This window comes from Agromyces lapidis (assembly GCF_009749405.1).
Classification (GTDB): Bacteria; Actinomycetota; Actinomycetes; order Actinomycetales; family Microbacteriaceae; genus Agromyces; species Agromyces lapidis.
Genome location: NZ_WBIQ01000008.1, coordinates 258,364 through 281,874, shown reverse-complemented (window position 1 = coordinate 281,874; position 23,511 = coordinate 258,364). Strand labels below are relative to the sequence as shown.

General features: G+C 70.3%; 24 protein-coding genes and 1 tRNA gene. 12 read left to right on the top strand and 13 right to left on the bottom strand.

Translation table 11 applies throughout. The annotated features are described in order from the left end of the window. Nucleotides 1-68 precede the first annotated feature (68 nt). Entirely contained in the window at nucleotides 69-1,175 is a 1,107-nt protein-coding gene (gene prfB, locus GQQ93_RS14100) for a peptide chain release factor 2 (RefSeq protein ID WP_157424857.1), read from the bottom strand. A 97-nt stretch (nucleotides 1,176-1,272) separates the two neighbouring features. Between prfB and GQQ93_RS14095 the strand changes: the two genes are divergently transcribed. Beyond that, complete coding sequence (locus GQQ93_RS14095; protein WP_157424856.1) at nucleotides 1,273-2,568, top strand: MFS transporter; 1,296 nt, start codon at nucleotides 1,273-1,275, stop codon at nucleotides 2,566-2,568. A gap of 61 nt (nucleotides 2,569-2,629) precedes the next feature. Here the strand turns inward: GQQ93_RS14095 and GQQ93_RS14090 are convergent, their stop codons facing one another. From GQQ93_RS14090 to GQQ93_RS14075, 4 genes are all read right to left on the bottom strand, one after another. Then, nucleotides 2,630-2,953, bottom strand: coding sequence for a hypothetical protein (locus GQQ93_RS14090; RefSeq protein ID WP_157424855.1), 324 nt, complete (start codon nucleotides 2,951-2,953; stop codon nucleotides 2,630-2,632). Between the two features lie 59 nt (nucleotides 2,954-3,012). Next, nucleotides 3,013-3,411: a PPOX class F420-dependent oxidoreductase gene (locus tag GQQ93_RS14085; RefSeq protein WP_157424854.1), complete on the bottom strand. Its 399-nt coding sequence runs from the start codon at nucleotides 3,409-3,411 to the stop codon at nucleotides 3,013-3,015. A 122-nt stretch (nucleotides 3,412-3,533) separates the two neighbouring features. Beyond that, nucleotides 3,534-4,460 (bottom strand): hypothetical protein, encoded by a 927-nt coding sequence (locus tag GQQ93_RS14080; RefSeq protein WP_157424853.1) that lies wholly within the window; start codon nucleotides 4,458-4,460, stop codon nucleotides 3,534-3,536. After that, on the bottom strand, nucleotides 4,457-5,647 hold the full coding sequence (locus GQQ93_RS14075; RefSeq protein WP_157424852.1) for an AAA family ATPase: 1,191 nt from the start codon (nucleotides 5,645-5,647) through the stop codon (nucleotides 4,457-4,459). The genes GQQ93_RS14080 and GQQ93_RS14075 overlap by 4 nt, the downstream gene beginning before the upstream one ends. Before the next feature lie 137 nt (nucleotides 5,648-5,784). Here GQQ93_RS14075 and GQQ93_RS14070 point away from each other — a divergent pair, with 137 nt between their 5' ends. From GQQ93_RS14070 to GQQ93_RS14040, 7 genes are all read left to right on the top strand, one after another. Beyond that, nucleotides 5,785-6,174, top strand: coding sequence for a PadR family transcriptional regulator (locus GQQ93_RS14070; RefSeq protein ID WP_157424851.1), 390 nt, complete (start codon nucleotides 5,785-5,787; stop codon nucleotides 6,172-6,174). Continuing rightward, nucleotides 6,171-7,136 (top strand): permease prefix domain 1-containing protein, encoded by a 966-nt coding sequence (locus GQQ93_RS14065; RefSeq protein WP_157424850.1) that lies wholly within the window; start codon nucleotides 6,171-6,173, stop codon nucleotides 7,134-7,136. Before GQQ93_RS14070 ends, GQQ93_RS14065 begins: the two co-directional genes overlap by 4 nt. 98 nt (nucleotides 7,137-7,234) lie before the next feature. Further along, nucleotides 7,235-8,587 carry an acyltransferase family protein gene (locus GQQ93_RS14060; RefSeq protein WP_157424849.1) on the top strand — a complete coding sequence of 451 codons (1,353 nt, stop codon included), beginning with the start codon at nucleotides 7,235-7,237 and terminating at the stop codon, nucleotides 8,585-8,587. A gap of 15 nt (nucleotides 8,588-8,602) precedes the next feature. Beyond that, nucleotides 8,603-8,684, top strand: a tRNA-Leu gene (locus tag GQQ93_RS14055). A gap of 140 nt (nucleotides 8,685-8,824) precedes the next feature. Further along, nucleotides 8,825-10,006 (top strand): peptidase MATCAP family protein, encoded by a 1,182-nt coding sequence (locus GQQ93_RS14050; RefSeq protein WP_246192333.1) that lies wholly within the window; start codon nucleotides 8,825-8,827, stop codon nucleotides 10,004-10,006. Further along, complete coding sequence (locus tag GQQ93_RS14045; RefSeq protein WP_157424847.1) at nucleotides 10,003-11,001, top strand: ATP-grasp domain-containing protein; 999 nt, start codon at nucleotides 10,003-10,005, stop codon at nucleotides 10,999-11,001. The genes GQQ93_RS14050 and GQQ93_RS14045 overlap by 4 nt, the downstream gene beginning before the upstream one ends. 136 nt (nucleotides 11,002-11,137) lie before the next feature. Next, entirely contained in the window at nucleotides 11,138-11,407 is a 270-nt protein-coding gene (locus tag GQQ93_RS14040) for a hypothetical protein (RefSeq protein ID WP_157424846.1), read from the top strand. 15 nt (nucleotides 11,408-11,422) lie between these two features. Here GQQ93_RS14040 and GQQ93_RS14035 read toward each other — a convergent pair whose 3' ends face one another. Continuing rightward, nucleotides 11,423-12,292 carry an LLM class flavin-dependent oxidoreductase gene (locus tag GQQ93_RS14035; RefSeq protein WP_157424845.1) on the bottom strand — a complete coding sequence of 290 codons (870 nt, stop codon included), beginning with the start codon at nucleotides 12,290-12,292 and terminating at the stop codon, nucleotides 11,423-11,425. A 103-nt stretch (nucleotides 12,293-12,395) separates the two neighbouring features. Here GQQ93_RS14035 and GQQ93_RS14030 point away from each other — a divergent pair, with 103 nt between their 5' ends. After that, nucleotides 12,396-13,091 (top strand): biliverdin-producing heme oxygenase, encoded by a 696-nt coding sequence (locus GQQ93_RS14030; protein WP_157424844.1) that lies wholly within the window; start codon nucleotides 12,396-12,398, stop codon nucleotides 13,089-13,091. A gap of 180 nt (nucleotides 13,092-13,271) precedes the next feature. Then, complete coding sequence (locus tag GQQ93_RS14025) at nucleotides 13,272-14,036, top strand: DedA family protein (RefSeq protein WP_157424843.1); 765 nt, start codon at nucleotides 13,272-13,274, stop codon at nucleotides 14,034-14,036. A 132-nt stretch (nucleotides 14,037-14,168) separates the two neighbouring features. Here the strand turns inward: GQQ93_RS14025 and GQQ93_RS14020 are convergent, their stop codons facing one another. Further along, a complete protein-coding gene (locus GQQ93_RS14020; RefSeq protein WP_157424842.1) occupies nucleotides 14,169-15,095 on the bottom strand; it encodes a cation diffusion facilitator family transporter in 927 nt (308 codons plus the stop codon). A gap of 138 nt (nucleotides 15,096-15,233) precedes the next feature. Between GQQ93_RS14020 and GQQ93_RS14015 the strand changes: the two genes are divergently transcribed. Beyond that, entirely contained in the window at nucleotides 15,234-16,055 is an 822-nt protein-coding gene (locus GQQ93_RS14015) for an alpha/beta hydrolase family protein (RefSeq protein WP_157424841.1), read from the top strand. Between the two features lie 16 nt (nucleotides 16,056-16,071). Here GQQ93_RS14015 and rdgB read toward each other — a convergent pair whose 3' ends face one another. From rdgB to murI, 3 genes are read right to left on the bottom strand one after another with little or no spacing between them, the layout of a single operon-like run. Beyond that, nucleotides 16,072-16,740 carry an RdgB/HAM1 family non-canonical purine NTP pyrophosphatase gene (gene rdgB, locus GQQ93_RS14010; protein WP_157424840.1) on the bottom strand — a complete coding sequence of 223 codons (669 nt, stop codon included), beginning with the start codon at nucleotides 16,738-16,740 and terminating at the stop codon, nucleotides 16,072-16,074. A gap of 2 nt (nucleotides 16,741-16,742) precedes the next feature. Further along, nucleotides 16,743-17,510 carry a ribonuclease PH gene (rph, locus tag GQQ93_RS14005; RefSeq protein ID WP_157424839.1) on the bottom strand — a complete coding sequence of 256 codons (768 nt, stop codon included), beginning with the start codon at nucleotides 17,508-17,510 and terminating at the stop codon, nucleotides 16,743-16,745. After that, the gene (gene murI / locus GQQ93_RS14000; RefSeq protein WP_157424838.1) at nucleotides 17,507-18,352 is read right to left on the bottom strand and encodes a glutamate racemase; all 846 of its coding nucleotides are present in this window, start codon (nucleotides 18,350-18,352) and stop codon (nucleotides 17,507-17,509) included. The genes rph and murI overlap by 4 nt, the downstream gene beginning before the upstream one ends. Nucleotides 18,353-18,479: 127 nt before the next feature. Here murI and GQQ93_RS13995 point away from each other — a divergent pair, with 127 nt between their 5' ends. Further along, complete coding sequence (locus GQQ93_RS13995) at nucleotides 18,480-19,754, top strand: nicotinate phosphoribosyltransferase (RefSeq protein ID WP_376863409.1); 1,275 nt, start codon at nucleotides 18,480-18,482, stop codon at nucleotides 19,752-19,754. Nucleotides 19,755-19,793: 39 nt separating this feature from the next. On the opposite strand, the gene GQQ93_RS13990 is transcribed toward GQQ93_RS13995, so the two are convergent. The 3 genes from GQQ93_RS13990 to GQQ93_RS13980 are packed head-to-tail and all read right to left on the bottom strand — an operon-like array spanning nucleotide 19,794 to nucleotide 23,436. Then, nucleotides 19,794-20,081 (bottom strand): DUF3039 domain-containing protein, encoded by a 288-nt coding sequence (locus GQQ93_RS13990; RefSeq protein ID WP_022890567.1) that lies wholly within the window; start codon nucleotides 20,079-20,081, stop codon nucleotides 19,794-19,796. Nucleotides 20,082-20,140: 59 nt separating this feature from the next. Beyond that, nucleotides 20,141-21,715 (bottom strand): hypothetical protein, encoded by a 1,575-nt coding sequence (locus GQQ93_RS13985; RefSeq protein ID WP_246192332.1) that lies wholly within the window; start codon nucleotides 21,713-21,715, stop codon nucleotides 20,141-20,143. Further along, on the bottom strand, nucleotides 21,691-23,436 hold the full coding sequence (locus GQQ93_RS13980) for an ABC transporter ATP-binding protein (RefSeq protein ID WP_246192331.1): 1,746 nt from the start codon (nucleotides 23,434-23,436) through the stop codon (nucleotides 21,691-21,693). Before GQQ93_RS13980 ends, GQQ93_RS13985 begins: the two co-directional genes overlap by 25 nt. Nucleotides 23,437-23,511: the final 75 nt, after the last annotated feature.

The window sequence follows — 23,511 nt, the reverse complement described above, 5'->3', positions numbered from 1 at the left end:
GGATTTCGGTGTCGCCGCCCACCCGATCGGGACGAGCGGCCCGCTCGGCGGCCCGCTCGACCGGCCGCTCAGTCTTCCTTGCGCTTGCGCCACTTGATGCCGGCCGCGATGAGGCCGTCGAGGTCGCCGTCGAACACGATGGCCGGGTTGCCGACCTCGTAGCCGGTGCGCAGGTCCTTCACGAGCTGCTGGCCGTAGAGGAAGTAGGACCGCATCTGGTCGCCCCAGCTCGCGGTGATGGTGCCCGCGAGCTCCTTCTTCTGCGCCGCCTCCTCTTCGCGCTTCTGCAGGAGGAGTCGGGTCTGGAGGACCCGCATCGCCGCGGCGCGGTTCTGGATCTGCGACTTCTCGTTCTGCATCGACACGACGAGGCCGGTCGGGATGTGGGTGATGCGCACGGCGGAGTCGGTCGTGTTGACCGACTGGCCACCGGGGCCCGAGGAGCGGAAGACGTCGACGCGGATGTCGTTCTCGGGGATCTCGACCTCCTTCGCCTCCTCCATGATCGGGATGACCTCGACCGCGGCGAAGCTCGTCTGCCGCTTGTCGGCGCCGCCGAAGGGGCTGATGCGCGCGAGGCGGTGCGTGCCGGCCTCGACCGAGAGCGTGCCGTAGATGTACGGCGCGTCGATCTCGAAGGTCGCCGACTTGATGCCCGCGCCCTCGGCGTAGGAGGTGTCGAGCACCTTCACGGGGTAGTTGTGACGCTCGGCCCAGCGCAGGTACATGCGCATGAGCATCTCGGCGAAGTCGGTGGCGTCGTCGCCGCCTGCGCCCGAGCGGATCGTGACGACCGCGCCGCGCTCGTCGTACTCGCCGTCGAGCAGGGTCTGCACTTCGAGGTCGCCGACCGTCTTCTGCAGGGCCGCGAGCTCGGCGCGAGCCTCGTTCGCGCTGTCCTCGTCGTCCATCTCGAGCGCGAGCTCGACGAGCACGTCGAGGTCGTCGAGGCGCTGCTCGACGTCGGTGATCTTCTTGAGCTCGGCCTGGCGGTGGCTGAGCGCGCTCGTCACCTTCTGCGCGTTGGCCGTGTCGTCCCACAGGTCGGGCGCACCGGCCTCTTCGGAGAGGCGGGCGATGTCGGCTTCGAGGGCATCGACGTCGACGACGGCGCGGATGTCGTTGAAGGTGGCGCGGAGTGCGGAGATCTCGGGCGCAAGGTCAAGTTCGAGCATGGCGCCCTCCAGCCTAGTCGCGCGCGGGGCCGATGCTCACGCGGATGCCTCGCGCGAGCACCCGGGTCGCGGGGCGACCGGGTGTAGCGTCGAGGTGATGACCACCGCCACGCCCTCGTTCTCGTGGCGTGGCATCGTCCTTCCGGCCTACCTGCCAACGCTGCTCTTCTCGCTCGGCGAGGGGGCGATCATCCCGGTCATCCCGGTCGTCGCGACCGAGCGCGGCGCCTCGCTCGCGCTCGCGGGCCTCATCGCGGCGATGCTCATGGTCGGCGAGCTCGCGGGCGACCTGCCCGCCGGATGGCTCGTGGCCCGCATCGGCGAGCGCAACGCGATGATCGGGGCGGCCCTGCTCGCCGTGACGGGCGTGCTCGTCGCCCTCGCCTCCCCCACGACCTGGGCGCTCGGCATCGGCGTGTTCCTGCTGGGGCTCGCGACGGCGGTGTTCGGGCTCGCCCGGCACGCGTTCCTCACGAGCTACGTGCCCGAGCGGGTGCGCGCCCGCGCCCTGTCGACGCTCGCCGGGGTGTTCCGTGCCGGCTGGGCGATCGGCCCGTTCGTCGCGGCGGGCATCATCGCGCTCGCCGGGTCGTCGGAGCCCGTGTTCTGGGTGCTCGTCGCCAGCTGCTTCGCGGTCGTCGTCGTGCTCGTGCTGCTGCCCGACCCCGAGCGGGTGTTCGGGGCGGCGCGGCTCGCGCGCGAGGCATCCGCTGCGCCGGCCGGTGAGGCGGCGCTCGCCGACGGCGCGCTCGCCCCGGGCGAGCGGCAGGGCGGGGCGGATGCCGCGTCGCACGGCGTGTTCCGCGCGATCAGGACCCATCGCGGGGTGCTCGCGCGCATCGGCACCGGGGTGGGGCTGCTCGCGGCGATCCGGGCGAGCCGCACGATCATCCTGCCGCTGTGGGCGGTGTCGATCGGCGTGCCGCCCGAGCAGGCGGCACTCGTGATCGGCGTCTCGGCGGCGATCGACTTCGCGCTGTTCTACGTGAGCGGCCAGGTGATGGACCGGTTCGGCCGACTCTGGAGCGCGATCCCCGGCATCGTCGGGCTCGCGGTCGGACACCTCGTGCTCGCGTTCACGCACGACGTGCCCGCCGCGGTGGCCTGGTTCACGGGCGTCGCGGTGCTCTTCGGCGTCGCGAACGGGCTGTCGAGCGGGGTGATCCTGACGCTCGGCGCCGACCTCGCGCCGAAGGCGAACCCGGCGCCGTTCCTCGGCGCGTATCGCACGATCGGCGACGCCGGGCAGGCGATCGCGCCGCTCGTCGTCGCGGGGGTGACCTCGCTCGTCTCGATCATGGCGGCGGCCGCGACGATGGGCGTCGTCGGCCTCATCGGCGCCGCGGCGCTGCTGCGCTGGGTGCCGCGCTACGTGCCGCGCCGGCACCGCTGAGTGCGCTGACGCGCCGACGGTGCTGCGCCTCGGCGGACAGCGGGCTCAATCGGCGGCGGGCTCAACCGGCCTCGGCGTCCGTCTCCGCGTCCTCTTCGGCCTGGAGCGTCGCGAGCACGCTGAGCAGCAGGAAGCCCAGGCCGCCGACCGCGATGAGGCCGACGAGCCAGTTCGCGACGCCCGCAACGGGCCCCAGCCCGTGCAGCTGCACGCCGATGACGCTGAGACCGAGCCCGACCAGGGCGCCGGCGACGATCGTGAACGTGACCGCCCTGAACCAGCGTCGGCGCCGGATGCCGAGATCGATCGAGCGCTGCTCGAGCACCACGGTGATCAGCACGAGCGGATAGACCGCACTGAGCACCGCGCACGTGGCTTCGGTCATGTGCGCGAGCCTAGCGCCGGCGAGCGCGTCGAGGTGCGTTCGCCGGCGCCTGGCGGCGATCAGCGACCGTTGAGCTTCTCGATCTGCATGACGAGGATGACCCGATCGGGGTGATCGGCGGGGACGGCGGTGTCGGCGTCGCCGTAGCGCTGGCCGAGGTGCACGTAGAAGGCGCCCTCGGGGTCGGGGACGACCTCGGCGAGGCGCCCGCGCACCTCGACGTACTTGTGCGCGTTCTCGGGGTCGGTCATCGCGAGCGTCATCGCCGGGTTCTGCTGCAGGTTGCGGAACTTGCCCCGCTTCGTCGTGTGCGTGAAGCGGATGGTCTGCGTGTCGGCGTCGAACTCGAACCACATGGGGTTCACCTGCACCTCGCCGTTCGGGCGGGTGGTGCCGAGGAAGGCGAACACGGGCGCGTTCAGGATGCGGGTGAAGTGGTCGTTGATCTCGATCGTCATGCTTCAAGTCAAGCAGTCACGGGCGCCGGGCATTCCCGAGGCGATAGGGATGCCCCGGCGGCAACCTCGCCCGAGCAGCGAACGCCACCTCGCCATCACCACGATCGGCGCCTGCCGGGCAATCAAGCAGCTAGCGCCCGTGCGATCTGCGGTTTGTAATACGCGGCGAGAGAACCCCCATCGAAGTCGATCGAGGACAGACACGCCACGATGATCGAGTGGTCACGAACGTTCGTTCGGATCTGCTCATCGGGCAGACCTGCCTTCACGACGTAGCGCAGGTACCCCGCAATCCATTTTCCCTTCACCAGTGTTCCTTGTTGGGAAGTGACGAACGCAGCATTAATGTGTGCGTCCACTCGGGCTAGATCTGTCTCCCATTTCGCCTGATCGACACCTTTCGAGAGTTCCTTGGTGAGGGACTCCAACGCTCGATCATCCAGAGTGCCGTATGCCCCAGCGTGGATCTTGGAAGTCTGCGCAAATCGAGCGCCGGCGCCGGTGTCGCAGGCCATCGCAATCAGCCGGAGCCTGATCCAATCACGCCAGAGGGTAGCGAGCGCGGAAAGAGGTTCTCCAACACGCTCGCCAACTCTCCGCACGTCGGCGTAGGCCAGGCCGAATGCTGTCGCGACAGCTCGATATGCGTCCCCATTCGCAAAGATCTCAGCCTCAATGTCCGAGTGTTTGGTGTAGATCACATGGTCGCTTTGGACGAGCGCGCTCCCAAAATCGTCGTCGTCGCGGTCAAGGAAGAACGACACGGTCGCTTTCCCTTCGGCGTTCTGCTGAACGAGCGAATCGGACTCATGAAAGAACCGGTACAGCGCAAGAGCGTGCGACTTCCCACCGGCCGCTACCCCATCTATTGAAATGTCCTGGGCAAGCCGAACCGAAAAGCGCGGTGGGCTTGGCTCTGTCGATGCCTCGATTACTCGCTCGTAGAAGGAGCGATCGTGATCAACTCCCTCGACTAGCACCCACAAGCGTGTCCGCCCCATCTTCACGCGTTGCCGAAACGCCCGAGCGTCCTGACGCAACTTACTCATAGTTCGAAGACTCTCTGGTCGGGGACATCAACCATCACCTCCGGTGAATGAGTTGCGAGCAGCAACTGTGCTCGGGGGTTGATGCGTTGCATCGACGCAACCAAGCGCTGCTGCCAATCCACGTGCAATGAGAGTTCAGGTTCATCGATCATCACCGTCGAACTACCCGCAGAGAGAACCGCCAAGAGCACCTGCAGAAGTTGTTTCTCACCGGAAGAAAGCGAAGCGAGTGGGATTTGCTTGTCTGCAAGGACAACCTGCAACGCGTCAGAACGCTGATTGAGCACTAGATGCTTGTTGCCGAGATACATCTCGTCGATAACGGCCTGCAGTTCGAACTGCGGGGCGAGCACCTCCTCTACGCGTGCGTAGACCTCTTGGATCTGCGAGACAACCATCTGGTTCTCTGTCGACTTCACGTAGCGGTTGATGAAGTCGTTGCGCCCGAGCTTCAGATAGAGGTCCTGTTCGCGCAAGAAGTTGGTCACGACCTCGTAGGCTTCGTCCGGGCTGTCGACTATCTGCCGCTCAACCAACTCTCCAGAGGCACCGCCAAAGAGAGTCGCGAGAACAGACGCAAGACCCTGCTGTTGGACCGTTCGAATGCGGGCGTTGCTGAGAGCAACATAGTTCCCCCAGACTTGGCGGACTTGCTGTGCAAAGGTGCGTTCCGGCGAAGGGCGACCTGTTGCGGCCGTCGTATATGGGTCGCGGTAGCGATTGCCACGACCCCGCGGGTCAACAACACGCGAAATCGGAAGATACGAGTGACCGAAATGACCCTCTCGCGCACGCCCCGGAATCTCGGGCCCGCTCAGCACCCGCGTCGTCCACTTGGCGGGCACCGCGCCACGGCTCGCACGAGCGATGTCAATCTCGCCGCTCGGCTCAAGATCAAACAGCTCGTCCTCTAGATCGATGAGACCGGGCGCATGAGATTGAACATAGGTTCGCTTGACCTCGATCCCCCATTCCTCTGCAAAGAAGACAACCTCAGCGGAGTCGAATGGCAGGGAGTCCAACCCCTCCGTCTCATTCGCCAGCGCAGAGTCCAAGATCTTGAGGAGCGTGGTCTTGCCGGTCCCGTTTAGACCCCAGAAGACGTTGACATAGCGATCGAGAACGCGACGAATACGACCGCCTCGCCCGGCGAGGTTGTGAACTGTGAATGAGCGGATGTACGCCATCGAGCCCTCTCAAGTAGGAGTTTCGCCTCACCATAGCGGTCGAACACGCCCGTGCTCCCTCAGGACCTCTCGAACTGGGGTCGTCATCACGAACAAAGGGTTCCTAATCAAGTACTTGATCTGTTACAGTACTCGACATGATCCAAGATTCAGCGGCATCCGGCGACGCCTTCGCGGCCGACCTGCTGCGCGGGCACACCGACACGATCGTGCTCGGCGTACTGCGCGAGCACGACAGCTACGGCTTCGAGATCTACAAGCACATCCGCGACGCGACCGGCGGCGGCTACGAGATCAAAGAGGCCACCCTCTACGCCAGCTACCGCCGGCTCGTGCGCGACGGCCTCGCCGAGGCGTACTGGGGCGACGAGTCGCAGGGCGGCCGCCGCAAGTACTACCGCATCACCGACGCGGGCCGCGCCGCCTTCCGCCAGAACGTGGCGAGCTGGGTCGCGACCCGCACCATCATCGACTCCCTGCTCGGCAGCCAACCGGCGCCGGCGAACACGAAAGGCTCACTGCGATGAACGACCGCAGCCCCCGCACCTCGACCGAGGTGCACCGCCTCCTCGACGAGGCCTTCGCGGGCATCGACCCCACCCCCGAGGCGCAAGACCTGAAGGAGGAGATCCGCGACAACCTGCTCTCGCGGGTCGCCGAGCTCGAGGTCGCGGGCGCCACCCCCGCCGAGGCGGCCCGCCGCGCGGTCGACGAGCTCGGCGACGTGCGCGAGCTCGTCGCTGCGGCCTCGGGCGAAGCCGACGTCCACGCGGATGCCACGGGGCAGGCGCCCGCGACCCGCGGCACCCGCCCCGGGGCATCCGCCGCCGAACTCGCCGAACGCAACCGCGTGCGCCCGAAGCCCGCCTTCGTGGTGCGCACCGTGGTGCTCGGCATCGTGGCGGCCGCCGCCCTCGTGACGCTCGTGCTCGGGCTCACCCCGCTGCTGCCGCTCGCGACCGGCGCCCTCATCGCGATCGCCGCGGTGCTCGGCCTCGCGATCGGCGTGATCACGGGCGACGCGCTCCACCAGGAGACGACGACGAACTACCCGCTGCCAACCGGTCGCGCCGTGCTCTTCGGTGCAGCGACGGGCCTGCTCGTCGCCGGGCTCGGCTTCGCGGCCGTCGTCGCGGTGCGGCTCGACCTCGTGTGGCTCGTGCTCGCCGCGGTGCTCGTGGTCGTCGCGATCGCCGTGCTGAGCGCCCTCGGCGCCACCCAGACCAACCGGCACAAGCCCTGGGTGCTCACCCTGCACCGCGACGCCGCCCGGGCGGGCAACCGCTTCGAGGAGGACCCGGCCGCGGCAGCCCGATTCGGCATCTACTCGGCCGTGATCTGGCTCACCGCGTTCGTGCTCGTGCCGGTGCTCGGCTTCACGGTGGGCTGGTGGTGGGCACCGCTGCCGGTCGTCGGCGCGTTCATCGCGATGATGCTCGTGCTCGCGCGCATGCTCTTCGGGCACGACGCGTCGCGCACCTCGCGCTGACCCGCCTGACACGCGCCCGGCGCCCCTCCGCGACACCCGCGGCGGGGCGCCGCCGTTGCTAGGCTCGGCTCACCCGATCCACCCGCACCCGGAGACCGATGACCGCAGAGCCGCGATCGACCCCGTCGACGCCAGAGCCCGCCTCCGCGCCCGCGCCCGTCGCTGACGCGACCACCGCCCGCACGGGCGATGGGGGAAGCCCTCGCGCCGCCGCCTCGCGCGACCTCGTGGTCGACCTCGCCAGGGTCGCGTGCATCCTGCTCGTCGTCGTCATCCACCTGCTCATGATCGGCGTCGGGTACGCACCCGACGGCTCGCTCGTCGTCTCGCGTCCGCTCGAGGCGCAGCCGTGGTTCGCCGCGGCGACCTGGTTCGGGCAGATCATGCCCCTCTTCTTCGCCGTCGGCGGCTTCACCGCCCTCGCCGCATGGCGCAGCCTCCGTCGCCGCGGCGGCGACGCGACCGCGTTCGTGCGCGGACGCGTGCTGCGCCTCGCCGGGCCGGCGCTGCCGCTCTTCGTCTTCTTCTCGGTCGTGCTCGGCGCGGCGACGCTCATCGGCGTCGACCCCGCCCTCCTCGACACGGTCGCGACCGGCACGGGTTCGCCGCTCTGGTTCCTCGCGGCGTTCCTCATCGCCCAGTGCGCGGTGCCATGGATGTCGCAGCTGCACGAGCGGGCTCCGCGCGCGACGCTCGTGGTGCTCGCTGCCAGTGCCGTCGCGATCGACGCGCTGCGCATCACGACGGACGTGGCCGAGATCGGCCTCGCGAACCTCTTCTTCATCTGGCTCTTCGTGCAGCAGCTCGGCTTCTGGTACTCCGACGGCTGGTTCCGTCGACGCCGCGTGGTGACGCTCGTCGGCATCGCCGCGGCCGCGTACCTCGTCATCTGGCCGCTCGTCGCGGCCGGGTGGTACTCCCCCGACATGCTGGTGAACCTCAACCCGCCGACGGTGCCGCTCGCGCTCCTCGGCATCGCGCAGATCAGCCTGATGAGCGCCCTGCACCGCCCGCTCAGCGCGCTCATGCGTCGCCGCCCCGCGCAGGCGGTCGTGCACCTCGTCGGCAGCCGGGCCATGACCGTGTACCTCTGGCACCTGCCGGTGATCATCATCGTCGAAGGGCTCTCGCTGCTCATCCCGGGTGCGGCGCCCGAGCCCGGCAGCGCCGGCTGGTGGGCCAGCCGCCCGCTCGCGCTCATCGTCGTGCTCGGCATCGTGTTCGCGATCGCGCCGCTGCTCGTGCGCTTCGAACGACTGCCGACCGCGATCCCCGAAGGGTTCCGCGCGCCGTCGCCGGCGGCCACCGCGGCCGCGGCAGTGCTCGCGATCGTGCCGCCGTTCCTCGTGATGCAGTGGTTCCTCGACCTGCCGATCGCACTCGTCGGCACCGCGCTGCTCGTCGCGGTGCTGCTGCTGCTCCGACCGCGACGCGGTGCGCTGCGCGCATAGACTGTTCGGGCACTCGCGGGAGTGGTGAAATCGGCAGACACGCAGGATTTAGGTTCCTGTGCCTTCGGGCGTGAGGGTTCAAGTCCCTCCTTCCGCACGAACGGAGACGCGGCCTCGGCCACCCCGAGAACTCCGGGACGTCGAGGCCCTCAGCGGCCTCCTGGGCGAGATCCCCGCATGGGGCCGGCGAGGAGTCAAGGGGTGGGCCGCCCCGCAACACGTGAGTATGTTGATGAGATGTCCTCACTGACAGAGCGACTGGCGCCCGCACTCGACATCGACGCCCGGCTCACCGAGATCGAGCGCCGCGTGAACCTGCTCGTCAACGTCACTCCGCTCAACGCTGCGGAGGCGTGGGCGGACTTCGAACGCAGCGACTTCGGCACGATCCCCACCCTGCGACTACGTCCACTGGACTTCGATCCCGACCTGGCGCAGCGCGAGCTGTACGACCTCCGGGTCGAGAACGTGGACGACCCGGCATTGCACACGCTCTTCCGGGCGAAGCGGGACGAGATCGCCCGACAGATCACCGCGCTGGAGGACCGCGACACGTCGCGCTTTCTGTACGGGTCGCTCCAGCTCTACGGAACGGTGGCACCTCCGCTGGCTGCGGCGGCAGCGGAGCTGCTCGAGACCATCCCCGCGCAGGCGCCCAGCACACAGACCGTCACGGCCGGGGCGTTCGCCGACGCGGCCCGCGCGGAGTTCGAGCGCTACCGCGCCGTGTACCCGGACTTCCCGGTCCGCGTCGAGGTGCGGGACGACATCTCCGAACTGATGGTGTCGTTCGGCCGCCTGCTCATCCCGGAGTCCGCCGCCTTCCGCGCCGATCGGGTCGAGCCGTTGTTGCACCACGAGGTCGGCACCCACGTGGTCACCTACCAGAACGGCGCCCGGCAGCCATTGACGCTGCTGACCATCGGCCTGCCCGGCTACGACGAGACCCAGGAGGGCCTCGCCGTGCTCGCCGAGTACCTGACCGGCGGGCTGGACCCGCGGCGACTGCGCGTGCTCGCGGCCCGAGTGATCGCGGTCGGCAGAATGCTCGACGGTGCCGACTTCCTGGACATCTTCGAGTCACTGCGGACCGACCACCGCATACCGGCACGGACCGCCTGGTCCATCGCCATCCGCGTCGTCGTGGGGGGCGGGTCGGTGAAGGACGCGATCTACCTGCGCGGGATCACACGTATCCTCGACGCCCTCGCCGAGGGCAGCAGCCTCGAGGTACTGCTCGTCGGCAAGCTCGCGCTCGACCACATCCCATTGGTGCAGGACCTGCTCGACCGCGAGGTGCTCCGCGCGCCGTGGGTTCGGCCACGCTGGCTGGACGCGCCCGGCGCACAAGCACGCTTGGAGAGGCTGCGCGCGGGCGCGACGGTCACTGAGCTGTACGAGGGAGAGGTGGCGGCATGAGGCTTGCATTTCTGGTCAACGACGTCGACACCGAGGTGGACGAGTACACGACCACCCGACTCGCCAGGGCCGCAGCCAAGGGCGGGCACGAGACCTGGTACATCGGCGTCGGGGACGTCGAGCTCGGCAGCGACGACGGACTGCTCGCGGCCATGGCTCGCGCCGCGAGGTGGAAGAGCGACGACACCCTCGCGAGCTTCATGGAGGGGATCAAGGCGCGCGACGCCGAGCGGATCATCATGGATGACCTGGATGTGCTCGTCCTGCGCAACGAGTCGATCGATGACCTGCAGGAGCGCCCGTGGGCCAGCCCGATGGGCGTGGTGTTCGGACAGATGCTCGCGGCCCGAGGTGTCACGGTGGTCAACGACCCGAACACCCTCCATCGAGCGACCAGCAAGCTCTACCTCGAGGAGTTCCCCGAGACGGTCCGCCCACGGTCGCTGGTGACACGAAACGCAGCGGCGATCGAGCGGTTCGTCGACGAAGTCGGCCACTGCGTCGTCAAACCGCTCTACGGTGCCAAGGGCCGCAACGTCTTCATGATCGAGGGCCGGGAGGAGACCAACCTCGCACAGATGACGGAGGCCGTCCTGCAGGACGGCTACGCCATCATCCAGGAGTTCATCGACGGAGCCGCGGACGGCGACGCTCGAATCTTCCTGCTGGAGGGCCGCATCCTCGAGCGCGACGGCAGGCCGGGCGCCTTCCGACGCGTGCCCACCGGCAACGACCCGCGCGCCAACATCAGCACCGGTGGTCGGTCGGCACCCATCGAGATCGGTGAGACCGAACTCGGCATCGTCGAGGCGCTGGGCGACAAGCTCGTCGCCGATGGATTGTTCCTCGTGGGCATCGACGTGATCGGCAGCCAGGTGGTGGAGATCAACGCGGAGAGTCCCGGCGGATTCCAGAGCATCGAGCGGCTCTACGACATCGACATCGCCGAGACCGTCATCGAGGCCCTGGAGCGCCGCACGAGCCCGGGGCCCTGACCCGTACCGCCGGTCATCCGGCCCCGAGGAGCTCCCGGCCCCGAGGCAGGCGCCCGAGCTCGGCGAGATGGCGGTGGCACTCCCAGGACCCAGCGCATGCTGCGGACTGCGACTCGCGGGCACCCGATAATGAAGCATGTCCTCCTCTCTCGAACGCCGTTCCAATCCGGCTGCCTGGGCCGCTTTCTGGCTCGCGCTGGCCGGCCTCGTGCTCATGCCCATCCCGCTGTTCATCGGGCTGATCCTCGGCGGCGCCCTCTCGATCGTCGCCGCGATCTTCGCCGTGATCGGCCTCCTCAAGGGGCTCGCGCGGGGCGGCACGGGCATCGCGCCCGTCGTGTTCGCCGCGATCTTCATCGCGCTCACGTGGGGCGGCATCTCGGTCGGGGGCGGCACCGTCTGGTAGACCGACGCGGCCGGCTCAGTCGATACGCGGCGGCCCCGCCGCCACCCGCTCGCGCGAATACTGCTCGATGCGCTCGGCGGGCACCGACCAGTCGGTGTCGAGCCACCAGGTCGCGCCGGCCTCGGCCCAGGGGCGCACCGCGGCGGCGTCGGCGATCGGGTCGAGCCCCGCGGTCGTGCCCTCCTGCACCCAGTCGAACGGCTCGGCGGCGACGCCGAGCCGCTCGCGCTCGGCGGTGATCCAGGCCATCGCCTCGGCGCCGATCTCGGGCGTGAAGAGTTCGCGCTGCGCATCGGGCCCGGCCGCGCCCTCTCCGGGCGGGGCGAAGTTCGGTAGCCAGCCGTCGAGCCGCGCGACGCGTCGCATCGACCTCGGCCGCGGCCAGAGCCCGACGGCCCAGATCGGAATGCGCGGCTGCACGGGCGGCAGCGGCAGCATCGTGTCGGTGCGGCGCACCGTGTAGTGCGGCCCCTCGTGCTCGAACGGCTCGCCCCGCCAGAGCTTCGGCAGCAGTTCGAGCGACTCGTCGAGCAGTTCGGCGCGCACGCGTCGGCCGGGGTCGTGCTCGAAGATCCAGAAGCGGTCTTCGGCCGATTCGGGCACGCCGAGTCCGACCGAGAGCGTGACCCGCCCGCCCGAGAGCCGGTCGACCGTCGCCGTCTGGCCGGCGAGCTCCCACGGACGACGACGCGGCACCGGGGTGAGCATCGTGCCGAGCCGGATCTGCGAAGTGCGCATGGCCGACGCGGCGAGCACCGACCACGGGTCGGTCGCCCAGATGCCCTCCCACACGAAGAAACCGTGCCAGCCGTGAGCCTCGGCGAGTTCGGCGAGTTCGACCGCGACGACGGGATCGCTGCCCGGGTAGATGAATCCGTAGCGCATGCGGGCGACGTTACGCCCGACGTCCGACATGCGTGCTGAAATCCCGAGCAATGCACGGTAAGGTAAGCCTTACCTGCCGAACTCCTCCACCCGAAGGACCGAAATGTCGAGCGTCTCCACCACCGCCGCCCCGCGCTCCGTCGGCGCCCAGCACGAGTCGGCCGAACCGCTCGACCCGGCCGAACCGCTCGACGTGGCCGCGCTCGTGCGCGCCGCCTCCGCCGACGACCACCGCGCCACCGAGTCGCGCGGCTTCATCACCGAGCTCATGGGCGGCGAGCTGACGCTCGACGACTACACGCGCTACCTCGCGCAGTTCGCCTGGGTCTACGAGGCGCTCGAGGCCCGTGGCATCCGCGCCGGCGACCCCGCCGTCTTCGACCCCGAGCTCGCCCGCATGGCCGCCATCGAGTCCGACCTCGCGGCGCTCGGCGCCGCCGATTGGCGCGAGACCCACCCGGCACTGCCAGCAACCGCCGAGTACGCCGCGCACCTCCGCGCCCTCGCCGACGACGACGTGCGCTACCTCGCCCACCACTACACCCGCTACCTCGGCGATCTCTCTGGCGGCCAGGCCATCGCGCGACTCGTGGCCCGCCACTACGGTGCGACGCCCGAGCAGCTCGCCTTCTACCGCTTCGACATCGCCGCCGACGAGGGCGTCGTGCGCTACAAGCGCGGCTACCGCGAGGCCATGAACGCCCTCGCGCTCGAGCCCGAGCAGGTCGACGCGCTCATCGACGAGGTGCGCAACTCGTTCCGCCTGAACGGTGCGATCTTCGACGCACTGGCGGCCTGAGGCCCCGCCGCGACCCGTCACGCACGGCGGCCGTCACTCCGCAGAGTGAGGCCCGCGTCATCCTGCAGCGGGATGCCGCGCTCGGCGAGCGCTCGGTAAACTGCAACGAAACCCCGCCGCCTGCTGACCACACCGCGCCCTGCGGCACGGTGACGGGTCCGACGACTGGAGCCACCGCACATGGTCCACACCGCACTCATCCCCTGGCTCGACCCCGAGACGATCATCGCCGGGGCCGGCCCATGGGCCCTGCTCGTCGTGTGCGGCATCGTCTTCGCCGAGACCGGCCTGCTCGTCGGCTTCCTGCTGCCGGGCGACACCCTGCTCGTGATCTCGGGCCTGCTCTCGCACCCGCTGCCCGGCTCGCCCGAGGGCGTCTTCGGCATCAGCGTGTGGTGGGTGGCGCTGCTCATCGGCCTCGCCGCGTTCCTCGGCGGTGAAGCCGGGTACTACATCGGGCACAAGGCCGGCCCCGCGATCTTCGAGCGCAAAGAGTCGGGGCTGTTCAGCGTCAAGAACGTCGAACGCACCAACGCCTTCTTCGAGCGCTTCGGCGGGCTCACGATCATCCTCGCCCGATTCGTGCCGATCGTGCGCACCTTCGCGCCGGTCGCCGCGGGCGTGGGCCACATGCCCAAGGGCAAGTACACCCTCTACAACTTCATCGGCGCGGTGCTCTGGGGCTTCGGCCTCACGATGTTCGGCTACGCGATCGGGTTCATCCCCTTCGTCGCCGACCTCGTGAAGGAGTACATCGACCTGATCCTGCTCGCCGCCGTCGGCGGCACGGCGCTCGTCACGCTGTGGCATTACCTCAGCGAACGCCACAAGGCGAAGAAGGCGGCCGCCGCGGGCGAAGACGTCATCACCGACGAAGAGGAGGCCGAGCAGCTCGTGCTCGACGCCGACGTCTTCGAGCGGGGCCCGAAGCACGACGAGCACTGACCGTCGAAGACTCGAGGATGCCCCGGGGCCGCCGTCTGCGGCCCCGGGGCTCTTCTCGTTCTCGAGCCGTGCGCTCGTCGGCGGATCGTGCCGTCGCCCGGTCGCGCCGTCGCGGTTCGGTGACGCGAACCTTCAGCAGTGCGAGCCCTGCTCCTGCTCGGCACGGCCGCCGGGCTCGAGCTGGAAGGTCGAGTGCGCGACGTCGAAGTGCTCGCTGAGGCATCCGCCGAGCTCGTCGAGCAGCGCACCCGTGCGGCCCGTCTCGAAGACCTCCGACTCGACCTCGACGTGCGCCGTGAACACCGGCTGCCCCGAGGTGATCTGCCACACGTGCACATCGTGCACGGCGACCACGCCGGGCGTGCGCAGGATGTGCTCGCGGATCTCCGCGACATCCGTCTCGGCGGGCGCGCTCTCGCTGAGCACCCGCACGACGTCGCGCAGCAGCGACAGCGCTCGCGGCACGATCAGCACCGCGATGCCGAGCGAGGCGATCGGGTCGGCCGCGCTCCACCCGGTGAGCAGGATGACGACCGCGGCGACGATCACGAGCGCCGAGCCGATCGTGTCGCCGAGCACCTCGAGGTAGGCGCCGCGCAGGTTGATCGAGTCCTTCGCGCCGCCGCGCAGCACGAGCATCGCGGCGATGTTCGCGGCCAGGCCGACGACGGCGACGACGAGCATCAGGCCGCCCTGCACCTCGTGCGCCTCGCCCTCGGCCCCGGTCACGAGCCGGTCGATCGCGCCGAGCGTGACGCTCACCGCCACGACGATCAGGATGACGCCGTTGATGAGCGCCCCGAACACCTCAGCGCGTCTGAATCCGTACGTCTGCCGGTCGGTCGCCGGACGCGCCGCGACGAACGCGGCGACGAGCGCGACGACGAGGCCGATGAGGTCGCTCGTCATGTGCCCGGCATCGGCGAGCAGGGCGAGCGAACCGCTCACGATGCCGCCGACGACCTGCACGACGACGAACGCGCCGATGATCGCGATCGCGATCCAGAGTCGGGTGCGGTTCGCGGTCGCGGCGTGGTCGTGGGAGTGATCGTGTGCCATGTCCCCTCCAGCGTAGGTCGGGTGAGGCGGCCTTCGGGGCGGTTCGGCCCAATCAGGAATGAGTCGCGTTCTCAGCGGGCGAGCGGGTTCGCGCCCGAGGGTCGCGGTCGCGACCCGCTCGGCCCTAGGCTTCCGGGCATGTCGTCGCGTCGAACGCTCGCCGTCGCCCTGTTCCTCGGATGCCTCGCCGCCGCGCTCTCCGGATGCGCCGCCGATCCCGGCTCAGGCTCCTCGCAGCCGCCGGCCGCCTCCCCGAACTCGAGCGAGACCGGCGAGGCGGCCGCGGCGCCGACGTCGCCGTCCGAGCGCTGCGGCGACACCGGCGTCGACTCCTCGGCGATGTGGCTGCCCGTCGGCGACGCGCGCTTCGACGTCGGCGTCGCCGGGGAGGGCACGACCACCGCGATCTTCGCGCACCAGCGCAACCAGGACGCATGCGGATTCTGGCCCTACGCCTCGACCCTCGCCGAGCAGGGCGTGCAGGTGCTGCTCGTGAACTCCTGCGGTTACGGCGAGACCGAATGCCCCCGCGACGCGAACCACGTCGTCGACGACGGCGCCGACGCGATCCTCGCCGCCGCCGAGTGGGCGCGCCAGAACGGTGCAGAGCGGGTGGTCGCGGTCGGTGCATCGATGGGCGGCACCACCGCGATCGTCGCGGGCGGGCGCGACGGCAGCGCCGGCCTGCTCGACGGCGTCGTCGACCTGTCGGGGCCGCTCTCGTTCCGCGGCTACGACTCGCTCGACGACGCGCCGGCGCTCACGGCCCCGCTCCTGCTCGCGGTCGCGCCCGGCGACACGTCGGTCGGCGCCGCCGAGCTGCAGCAGCTCGCCGACGCGACCGCGAGCGACGACGTCACGGTCATCGACGACGGCGTCGGCCACGGCTGGGCGATGCTCACCACCGGCACCGGGTTCAACGATTTCGCCGACCGGGTGACGACGTTCATCACGGGGTGAGGCCGGCCGATCCGGTCTACTCGGCCGTGGCCCTGACCCGACCGGCGATCCGCTCGAGCTCGGGGATGAGCGCCTCGAAGGCGCGTGCACGATGGCTGATCGCGTTCTTCTGCTCGGGAAGCAGTTCGGCCGCCGTGACCTCGCGCCCCTCGGGCTCGAACACGGGGTCGTAGCCGAATCCGTGCGATCCGCGAGGCTCGTACGCGAGCGCGCCCCGCCAGAGCCCCTCGGCGACGAACTCCTCACCGGCCGCCGAACCGTCCGCGGCTGCACCGGCGAGCACTGCCGGCACCACGACCGCGATCGTGCAGTGGAACGCGGCGCCGCGGTTCGGCCGGCGCACGTCGCCGAGCTGCGCGAGCAGCAGCTTCACGTTCTCGACGTCGCCCGCAGAATGCCCGGCCCAGCGCGCCGAGAAGATGCCGGGCGCCCCGCCCATGACGTCGACCGTGATGCCCGAGTCGTCGGCGAGCGCGATGCGCCCCGTGTGCGCCGCAGCCGCACGAGCCTTGATGAGCGCGTTCTCGGCGAAGCTGGTGCCGTCTTCGACGGGCGAGGGCCCGTCGTAGGGCAGCACGGTGATGCCCGGCATCCGCTCGCCCAGGATGCGTTGGAACTCGGCGACCTTGTGCGCGTTGTGGGTCGCGAGCACGACCTCGAGCGCGCCGGAACCCGCCGCGGCCACGCTCACTCCCCCGCCGCGAGCGATGCGGCGAGCGCGGCGCGCTGCAGCTCGGTGAGCGAGGCGGTGCCGGCGAGCGCCAGGTCGAGCAGCGAGTCGAGCTCGCGCCGGTCGAACGGCGCTCCTTCGGCGGTGCCCTGCACCTCGACGAAGAGTCCACGGCCGGTGGCGACGACGTTCATGTCGGTCTCGGCGCGCACGTCCTCGACGTAGGCGAGGTCGAGCATGGGCGTGCCGTCGATGATGCCGACCGAGACCGCCGAGACGGTGTCGATGAGCGGGGTCGACCGCTGGCCGATGAACTTCTGGCCGCGGGCCCACTCGATGGCGTCGGCCATCGCGACGTAGGCGCCGGTGATCGCCGCGGTGCGGGTGCCGCCGTCGGCCTGCAGCACGTCGCAGTCGATCTGCAGGGTGTTCTCGCCGAGCGCCTTCATGTCGACGACGGCGCGGAGGCTGCGACCGATGAGGCGGCTGATCTCGTGCGTGCGGCCGCCGATGCGGCCCTTCACGCTCTCGCGGTCGTTGCGCGTGTTCGTCGCGCGCGGCAGCATCGCGTACTCGGCCGTGACCCAGCCCTTGCCCTTGCCGTTGAGCCAGCGCGGCACGCCGTTCGTGAAGCTCGCCGTGCAGAGCACCTTGGTGCCGCCGAACGAGATGAGCGCGCTGCCCTCGGCGTGGGCGCTCCAGCCGCGTTCGATGGTCACCTCGCGCAGCTGATCGGGGGTGCGCCCGTCGGCACGGATGATCGCGGGGGCGGATGCCTCGGTCATAGGTTCTCCTGTGTGAGCTGTTCTCGGTCTGGGATGGTGACCGCTCCCGTCTGCACGAGCTCGACGCTCGGGATCTCGGGGGCGATGAGTCGGTGGGCGAGGTCGAGGAAGGCGCTCGTCGAGCGGCCGGTCGCCTCGTAGCGGTAGCTCGGCGGTTCGGGGGCGCGACGCTCCATGCCGTTCGACACGAGCACGCGGTAGACGTCGTTCGCGGTCTCGACGTCGCTCGAGACGAGGGTGACGCCCTCGCCCATGACGTACGAGATGGCGCCCTTGAGGAACGGGTAGTGGGTGCAGCCGAGCACGAGGGTGTCGATGTCGGCACGGCGCAGCGGCGCGAGGTACTCCTCGGCCACGGCCAGCAGTTCGTCGCCGGTGGTGACTCCCGCCTCGACGAACTCGACGAAGCGCGGGCAGGCCCGCGAGAAGAGCTCGAGGTGCGGGGCCGCGGCGAAGGCGTCGTCGTAGGCGCGCGACGAGATCGTGCCCTGCGTGCCGATCACGCCGACCCGGCCGGTCTTCGTCGCGGCGACGGCGCGGCGCACCGCGGGCTGGATCACCTCGACGACCGGCACGTCGTAGCGTTCGCGGGCGTCGCGCAGCATCGCCGCTGACGCGGTGTTGCAGGCGATCACGAGCATCTTCACGCCCTGCGCGACGAGGTCGTCGAGCACGGCGAGGGCGTAGCCGCGCACGTCGGCGATCTTCTTCGGCCCGTACGGCGAGTGCTCGAGATCGCCGATGTAGAGGATCGACTCGTTCGGCAGCTGGTCTTTGACGGCACGGGCGACGGTGAGTCCACCGACCCCCGAGTCGAAGATTCCGATCGGCGCATCCGTCACGAGGTTCAAGCTTAGGCGAGTCGGCGGCACGCGGTGGCGGGATGCCCCTGCGTCGCCCGTGCGCCCCAGTAGGCTCGAGTCCGTGACCGGCTCAGCTGCCCTCTTCACCGACCGCTACGAACTCACGATGGTCGATGCCGCCCTGATCGACGGCACCGCCCACCGCGAGAGCCTCTTCGAGGCCTTCGCGAGACGCCTGCCCGACGGCCGCCGCTATGGCGTCGTCGCCGGCACGGGGCGCCTGCTCGAACTCGTGCAGCGGTTCCGCTTCGACGACGCCGAGCTCGAGTGGCTCCGCGAGCACGAGGTCGTACGCCCCGCGACGATCGACTGGCTCGCCGACTACCGCTTCACGGGCGACATCTGGGGCTACCGCGAGGGCGAGGCCTACTTCCCGGGCTCGCCGCTCCTGACGATCCAGGCGAGCTTCGCCGAAGCGGTCATGCTCGAGACCATCGTGCTCTCGACCCTCAACTACGACTCGTCCGTCGCGAGCGCCGCGGCGCGCATGGTGTCGGTCGCGCTCGGCCGCCCGATCTCCGAGATGGGGTCGCGCCGCACGAGCGAACGGGCCGCGATCGCCGCCGCCCGTGCGGCCTACATCGCCGGCTTCGATGCGACCTCCAACCTCGAGGCGGGCCGCACCTGGGGCATCCCGACGATGGGCACCGCAGCCCACGCCTTCACCCTGCTGCACGACAGCGAAGAGGATGCGTTCCGCGCCCAGGTCACGGCGTTCGGGCCGAAGACCACCCTCCTCGTCGATACGTACGACATCACCCGCGGGGTCGAACTCGCGGTGAAGGTCGCCGGCCCCGAGCTCGGCGCCGTGCGCATCGACTCGGGCGACCTGCCCACCGTCGTCGCCGCGGTGCGCGAGCAGCTCGACTCGCTCGGCGCGGTCGACACCCGCATCACCGTCACGAGCGACCTCGACGAGTTCACGATCGCGGGCCTCTCGGGCGCCCCCGTCGACGCCTACGGCGTCGGCACCGCGGTCGTCACCGGGTCAGGGTTCCCCGCGGCCGGCATGGTCTACAAGCTCGTCGCCCGGCGCGACGACGCCGGCGAATGGATCCCCGTCGCGAAGGCGTCGACCCAGAAGGCCAGCGTCGGCGGCCGCAAGAACGCCGCACGGCGCCTCGACGCGACGCGGACCGCCCGCGAGGAGCTCGTGTTCGTGGGCGACGGCCCCGACGGCGAGGCCGAGTTCGACGCGGGCGACCGGCTGCGCCCGCTGATGGTGCAGCTCGTCTCGAAGGGCGAGGTCGACCCCGCATTCCTGGGCGCCGCCGGCACGACCGCCGCCCGAGCCCACCGCGCCGAGGTCATGCAGGAGCTGCCGATCGAGGCGTTCCGGCTCGGTCGCGGCGAACCGGTGATTCCGACGACGTATCGCTGAGACGCCGACCGGTGCGACGACACCCGCCGTCGACGCGGACTACGCCGACTTCATCCGCTCGTAGATCTCTTTGCAGCTCGGGCAGACCGGAAACTTCTCGGGGTCGCGACCCGGGGTCCACTTCTTGCCGCAGAGCGCCTTCACCGGCTTGCCCGTGATCGCCGACTCGAGGATCTTGTCTTTCTGCACGTAGTGCGAGAAGCGCTCGTGGTCGCCCGGCTCGATGGCCTCCTCGTTGAGGAGCTTCTCGAGTTCGCGGTCGAGGACGTCGGTGCCGCCACCCGGCTGACCGGGGTCGGCGATGCTCGCGCGCACGGTGTGGATCATGCGCTCGATTCTACGCGTCGATCACGCGGTGATGGCCTGCGCGGCCGCGACCGTGCCGCTCACGCGCGGATCGCCGCGGCGATCATCTCGGGTCCACGGGCGTCGAACACGCGCCCGCCGAACCACACGCCGACGACGAGCACCAGCAGGCCCAGGCCGACTCCGGCGGCGAAGGCAGCCGCGTGCCAGCCGGGATCGACGAGGATGCCGAGCGCGGCGAAGTACGCCGCCGGAGCCGCGACGAGCACCGAGGCGAACATCGTGAGCGACTGCACGAGCGCGGTGATGCCACCGGTCGACTGCGGCTGCTGGAACGGGCTGTCGCCGGGCTTCACCGCCGGGTACGGGAATCGCGCCGAGGTGATCGAGCCGACGCCGAGGCCCGCGAGCAGCAGGGCCGTGCTCACACCGAGCAGCGAGGGCAGCAGACGCCAGTCGTTCAGCACGAACACCGTGACGGCGCTGCCGAGCCCGATCACGAGCACGCCCGCGACGAGCACCGGCACGAGCCGACCGAGCCGGTCTGCGTTGCCGCGCACCCCGGAGGTGATGTGCAGCCAGATCGCCGTCGAGTCGTACGCGGTGTCGTTGTGCAGGCTCCAGCCGAGGAACAGGCACATGAGCGGCACCGGGATGAGCCCGAGGTACTGCATCGGCACCCCGGCGACCCCGAGCGGCACCATGACGAGCACGGGCACGATCGGCACCATGACGATCGACACCCAGTAGCGGGCGTCGCGGAACCAGTACGTGAAGCTGCGCGCCGCGACGGCACCGGTCGCACCATGGGGCATCCGGTCGAACCAGCCGAGCCCGCGGTAGCTCTTCGCCGACGCCTCGCGACCGGGGGTGACGAGCATCTTCGCGACGAGCGCCTGCCAGGCGAGCCAGATCGCGCCGAGGGTGGCGACGGCGATCAGCAGTTCGAGGATGGCCGGACCCCACGCGCCGGCGGCCGCGTCGCCGGGCACCGCGAAGACGGCGCCGAACGGGGTCCAGCCGAGGATGTCGCCGAGGACGCCGAGGATCTCGAGCCCCGAGTTCGCCCAGTCGAGCGTGACGAGCACGACGATGATCGGCGACAGCATCACGATGAGCAGCAGGCCGATGACGCCCATCAGCTCGCGCGCACGTCGCGTCGACAGCAGGAACGAGGCGAGGGCCGTCGTCACCCGGGCGAGCAGCAGGCAGGTCGCGAAGGCGAGCGCCGCGGAGATGAGGGCGAGGATCGTCTCGGCGACGCCGCGCGACCACGTGACGACGGTGCCGAGCAGCACGATCGCGAGCACGAGCGCCGGGATGCCGATGAGCCCCGCGACCGCGAGCGCCAGGGCGAGGGTGCGATCGGGCAGGCCGAAGAAGGCGAAGCGCCGCGGGTCCATCGTGTCTTCGGTGCCGAAGACGAGCGGGAACACGATGAAGCCGACGACGGTCGCAGCCCCTGCCACGACGAGCACATCGCGGATGACCGCGACGTCGTCGACGAGGCGCAGCCCCACGAGAGAGAGGAAGAGCAGCAGCGCGAGACCCAGTCCGTAGACGAGGCCGAGCACGATGCCGACCACTTGCCAGGTGCTGCGGCGGAAGATGTTCGCCAGCAGGCGCAGTTTCAGTCGGAGAAACTGTGCAACCATTCCATGCCTTCCGCTGCCTTGCGCCCGCCCGCGAGCTCGACGAATCGGTCTTCGAGGGTGTGCCCGGCCCGCACCTCGTCGAGCGTGCCCGCCGCGAGCACCCGGCCCGCGACGATGATCGCGGCCGAGTCGCAGACGCGCTCGATCAGGTCCATGCCGTGGCTCGAGAGCACGACCGTGCCGCCGCCGGCGACGTAGCGCTCGAGGATCTCGGTGAGGTTCGCCGCCGACACCGGGTCGACCGACTCGAACGGCTCGTCGAGCACGAGCAGCCGCGGCGAGTGGATCATGGCGCACGCGAGCGCGATCTTCTTGGTCATGCCGGCCGAGTAGTCGGCGACGAGCCGGTCGACGGCGTCGTCGAGGCCGAAGGCCGAGATGAGGTCGGCGCTGCGCTCGCGCACGGTGCGATTGTCGAGCCCGCGCAGCACGCCCGAGTAGTAGAGGAGCTGCGCGCCGGTCAGCCGGTCGAACAGCCGCAGCCGGTCGGGCAGCACGCCGGTCGCGCGCTTCGCGGCGTGCGGGTCGGCCCACGCGTCGATGTCGTGGATGCGGACGGTGCCCGCATCGGGCCGCAGGAGGCCGGTGATCATCGAGAGCGTCGTCGTCTTGCCGGCGCCGTTCGGCCCGACGATGCCGAAGAACGACCCCGCCCGCACATCGAGGCTGATGCCGTCGACGGCGGTGTTCTCGCCGAAGCGCTTGACGAGGCCGGTGATCGAGAGCACGTTCGGCGTGCCCTCGGGCGGCGCCGGGCGAGCGACGCGCAGCGTGCGCTTCTTGCGGGGTGCCGCGTTCTTCTTCGCGGGGATCACGGCGACCGATTGGGCCGCGATGAGGGGTGCGGATGCCTCGGCCGACGCCGTCTCGTCGATCGTCGTCGTGTCGGCCGGGGCGGGCTCGAGAGCCGCCTCGTCGACGGGCTCGACGACCGGCTCGGACTCTGGCTCGAGCTCTGGCTCGGGCTCAGCGACGGGCTCGGGCTCAACGGCCTGCGCGGGCGTCGGCTCGGCCGTCTCGGTCTCGACCTCGGTCGCCGCGGCCTCAGCCTGGGCGGCCTCGCTCGCCGCGACGGCGGCCGCGGCGGCACGGACCTCGGCCACCGGCGTGCGCCGGTCGGTGGTGGTCTCGTCGATCTCGTCGCGGCCGGGCTCGTGCTGCTCGGCGACGACGGGCGGCTCGCTCGTCGTCGCGGGAATCGTCTGGTCGACCGGCTTTCGCGGGGCGCGCTCGGCTGCAGTGGTCTCGGTGGTGACCGACGCGGCGACGCGCCGCTGCGCCTGGCGCTGCGCGCTGGCCGCGGCCGTCGCCCGGCTGCGGTCGTCGGGGGTGCTCGCCGCGCTCTTCGCAGCAGAGCCGCGTGCCGTGCGGGCGGCCTTCGCCCCCGCGCCGCGTGCGGTGCGCGCGGCCGAGGAGGCGGCGTTCGACGCCCCGGTGCGCTTCGAGTCGATCGTCTCGGCGACGGTGCCCTGCTCGGCCGCCTCGGCTGCCGCGGCCTTGTTCGCCCGACGGGTCGCCGCAGCCTTCTTCGCGGCGGCCGATCGCGCGGCCGCCCGTTCGGCGGGCGTCATCGTCTTCGTGGAGGACTTCGCGGCGCGCTTGCGGGCACCCGAGGCCTCGCTGTCCGACGCTCCCGGCACGGTTCCGCTCTTTCGAGGCGCCCCCGCACCGGTGCCTTCGGCAGCTTCGTCGTCGTGATCGGAGCGCGAAACGGAAGTCACCAAGCCAACCTACCAACGACCGCCCGCCGAGCGCGCCTCGGGAGCAGGATCGCCTGACTGTGGATTCCCTGTGCG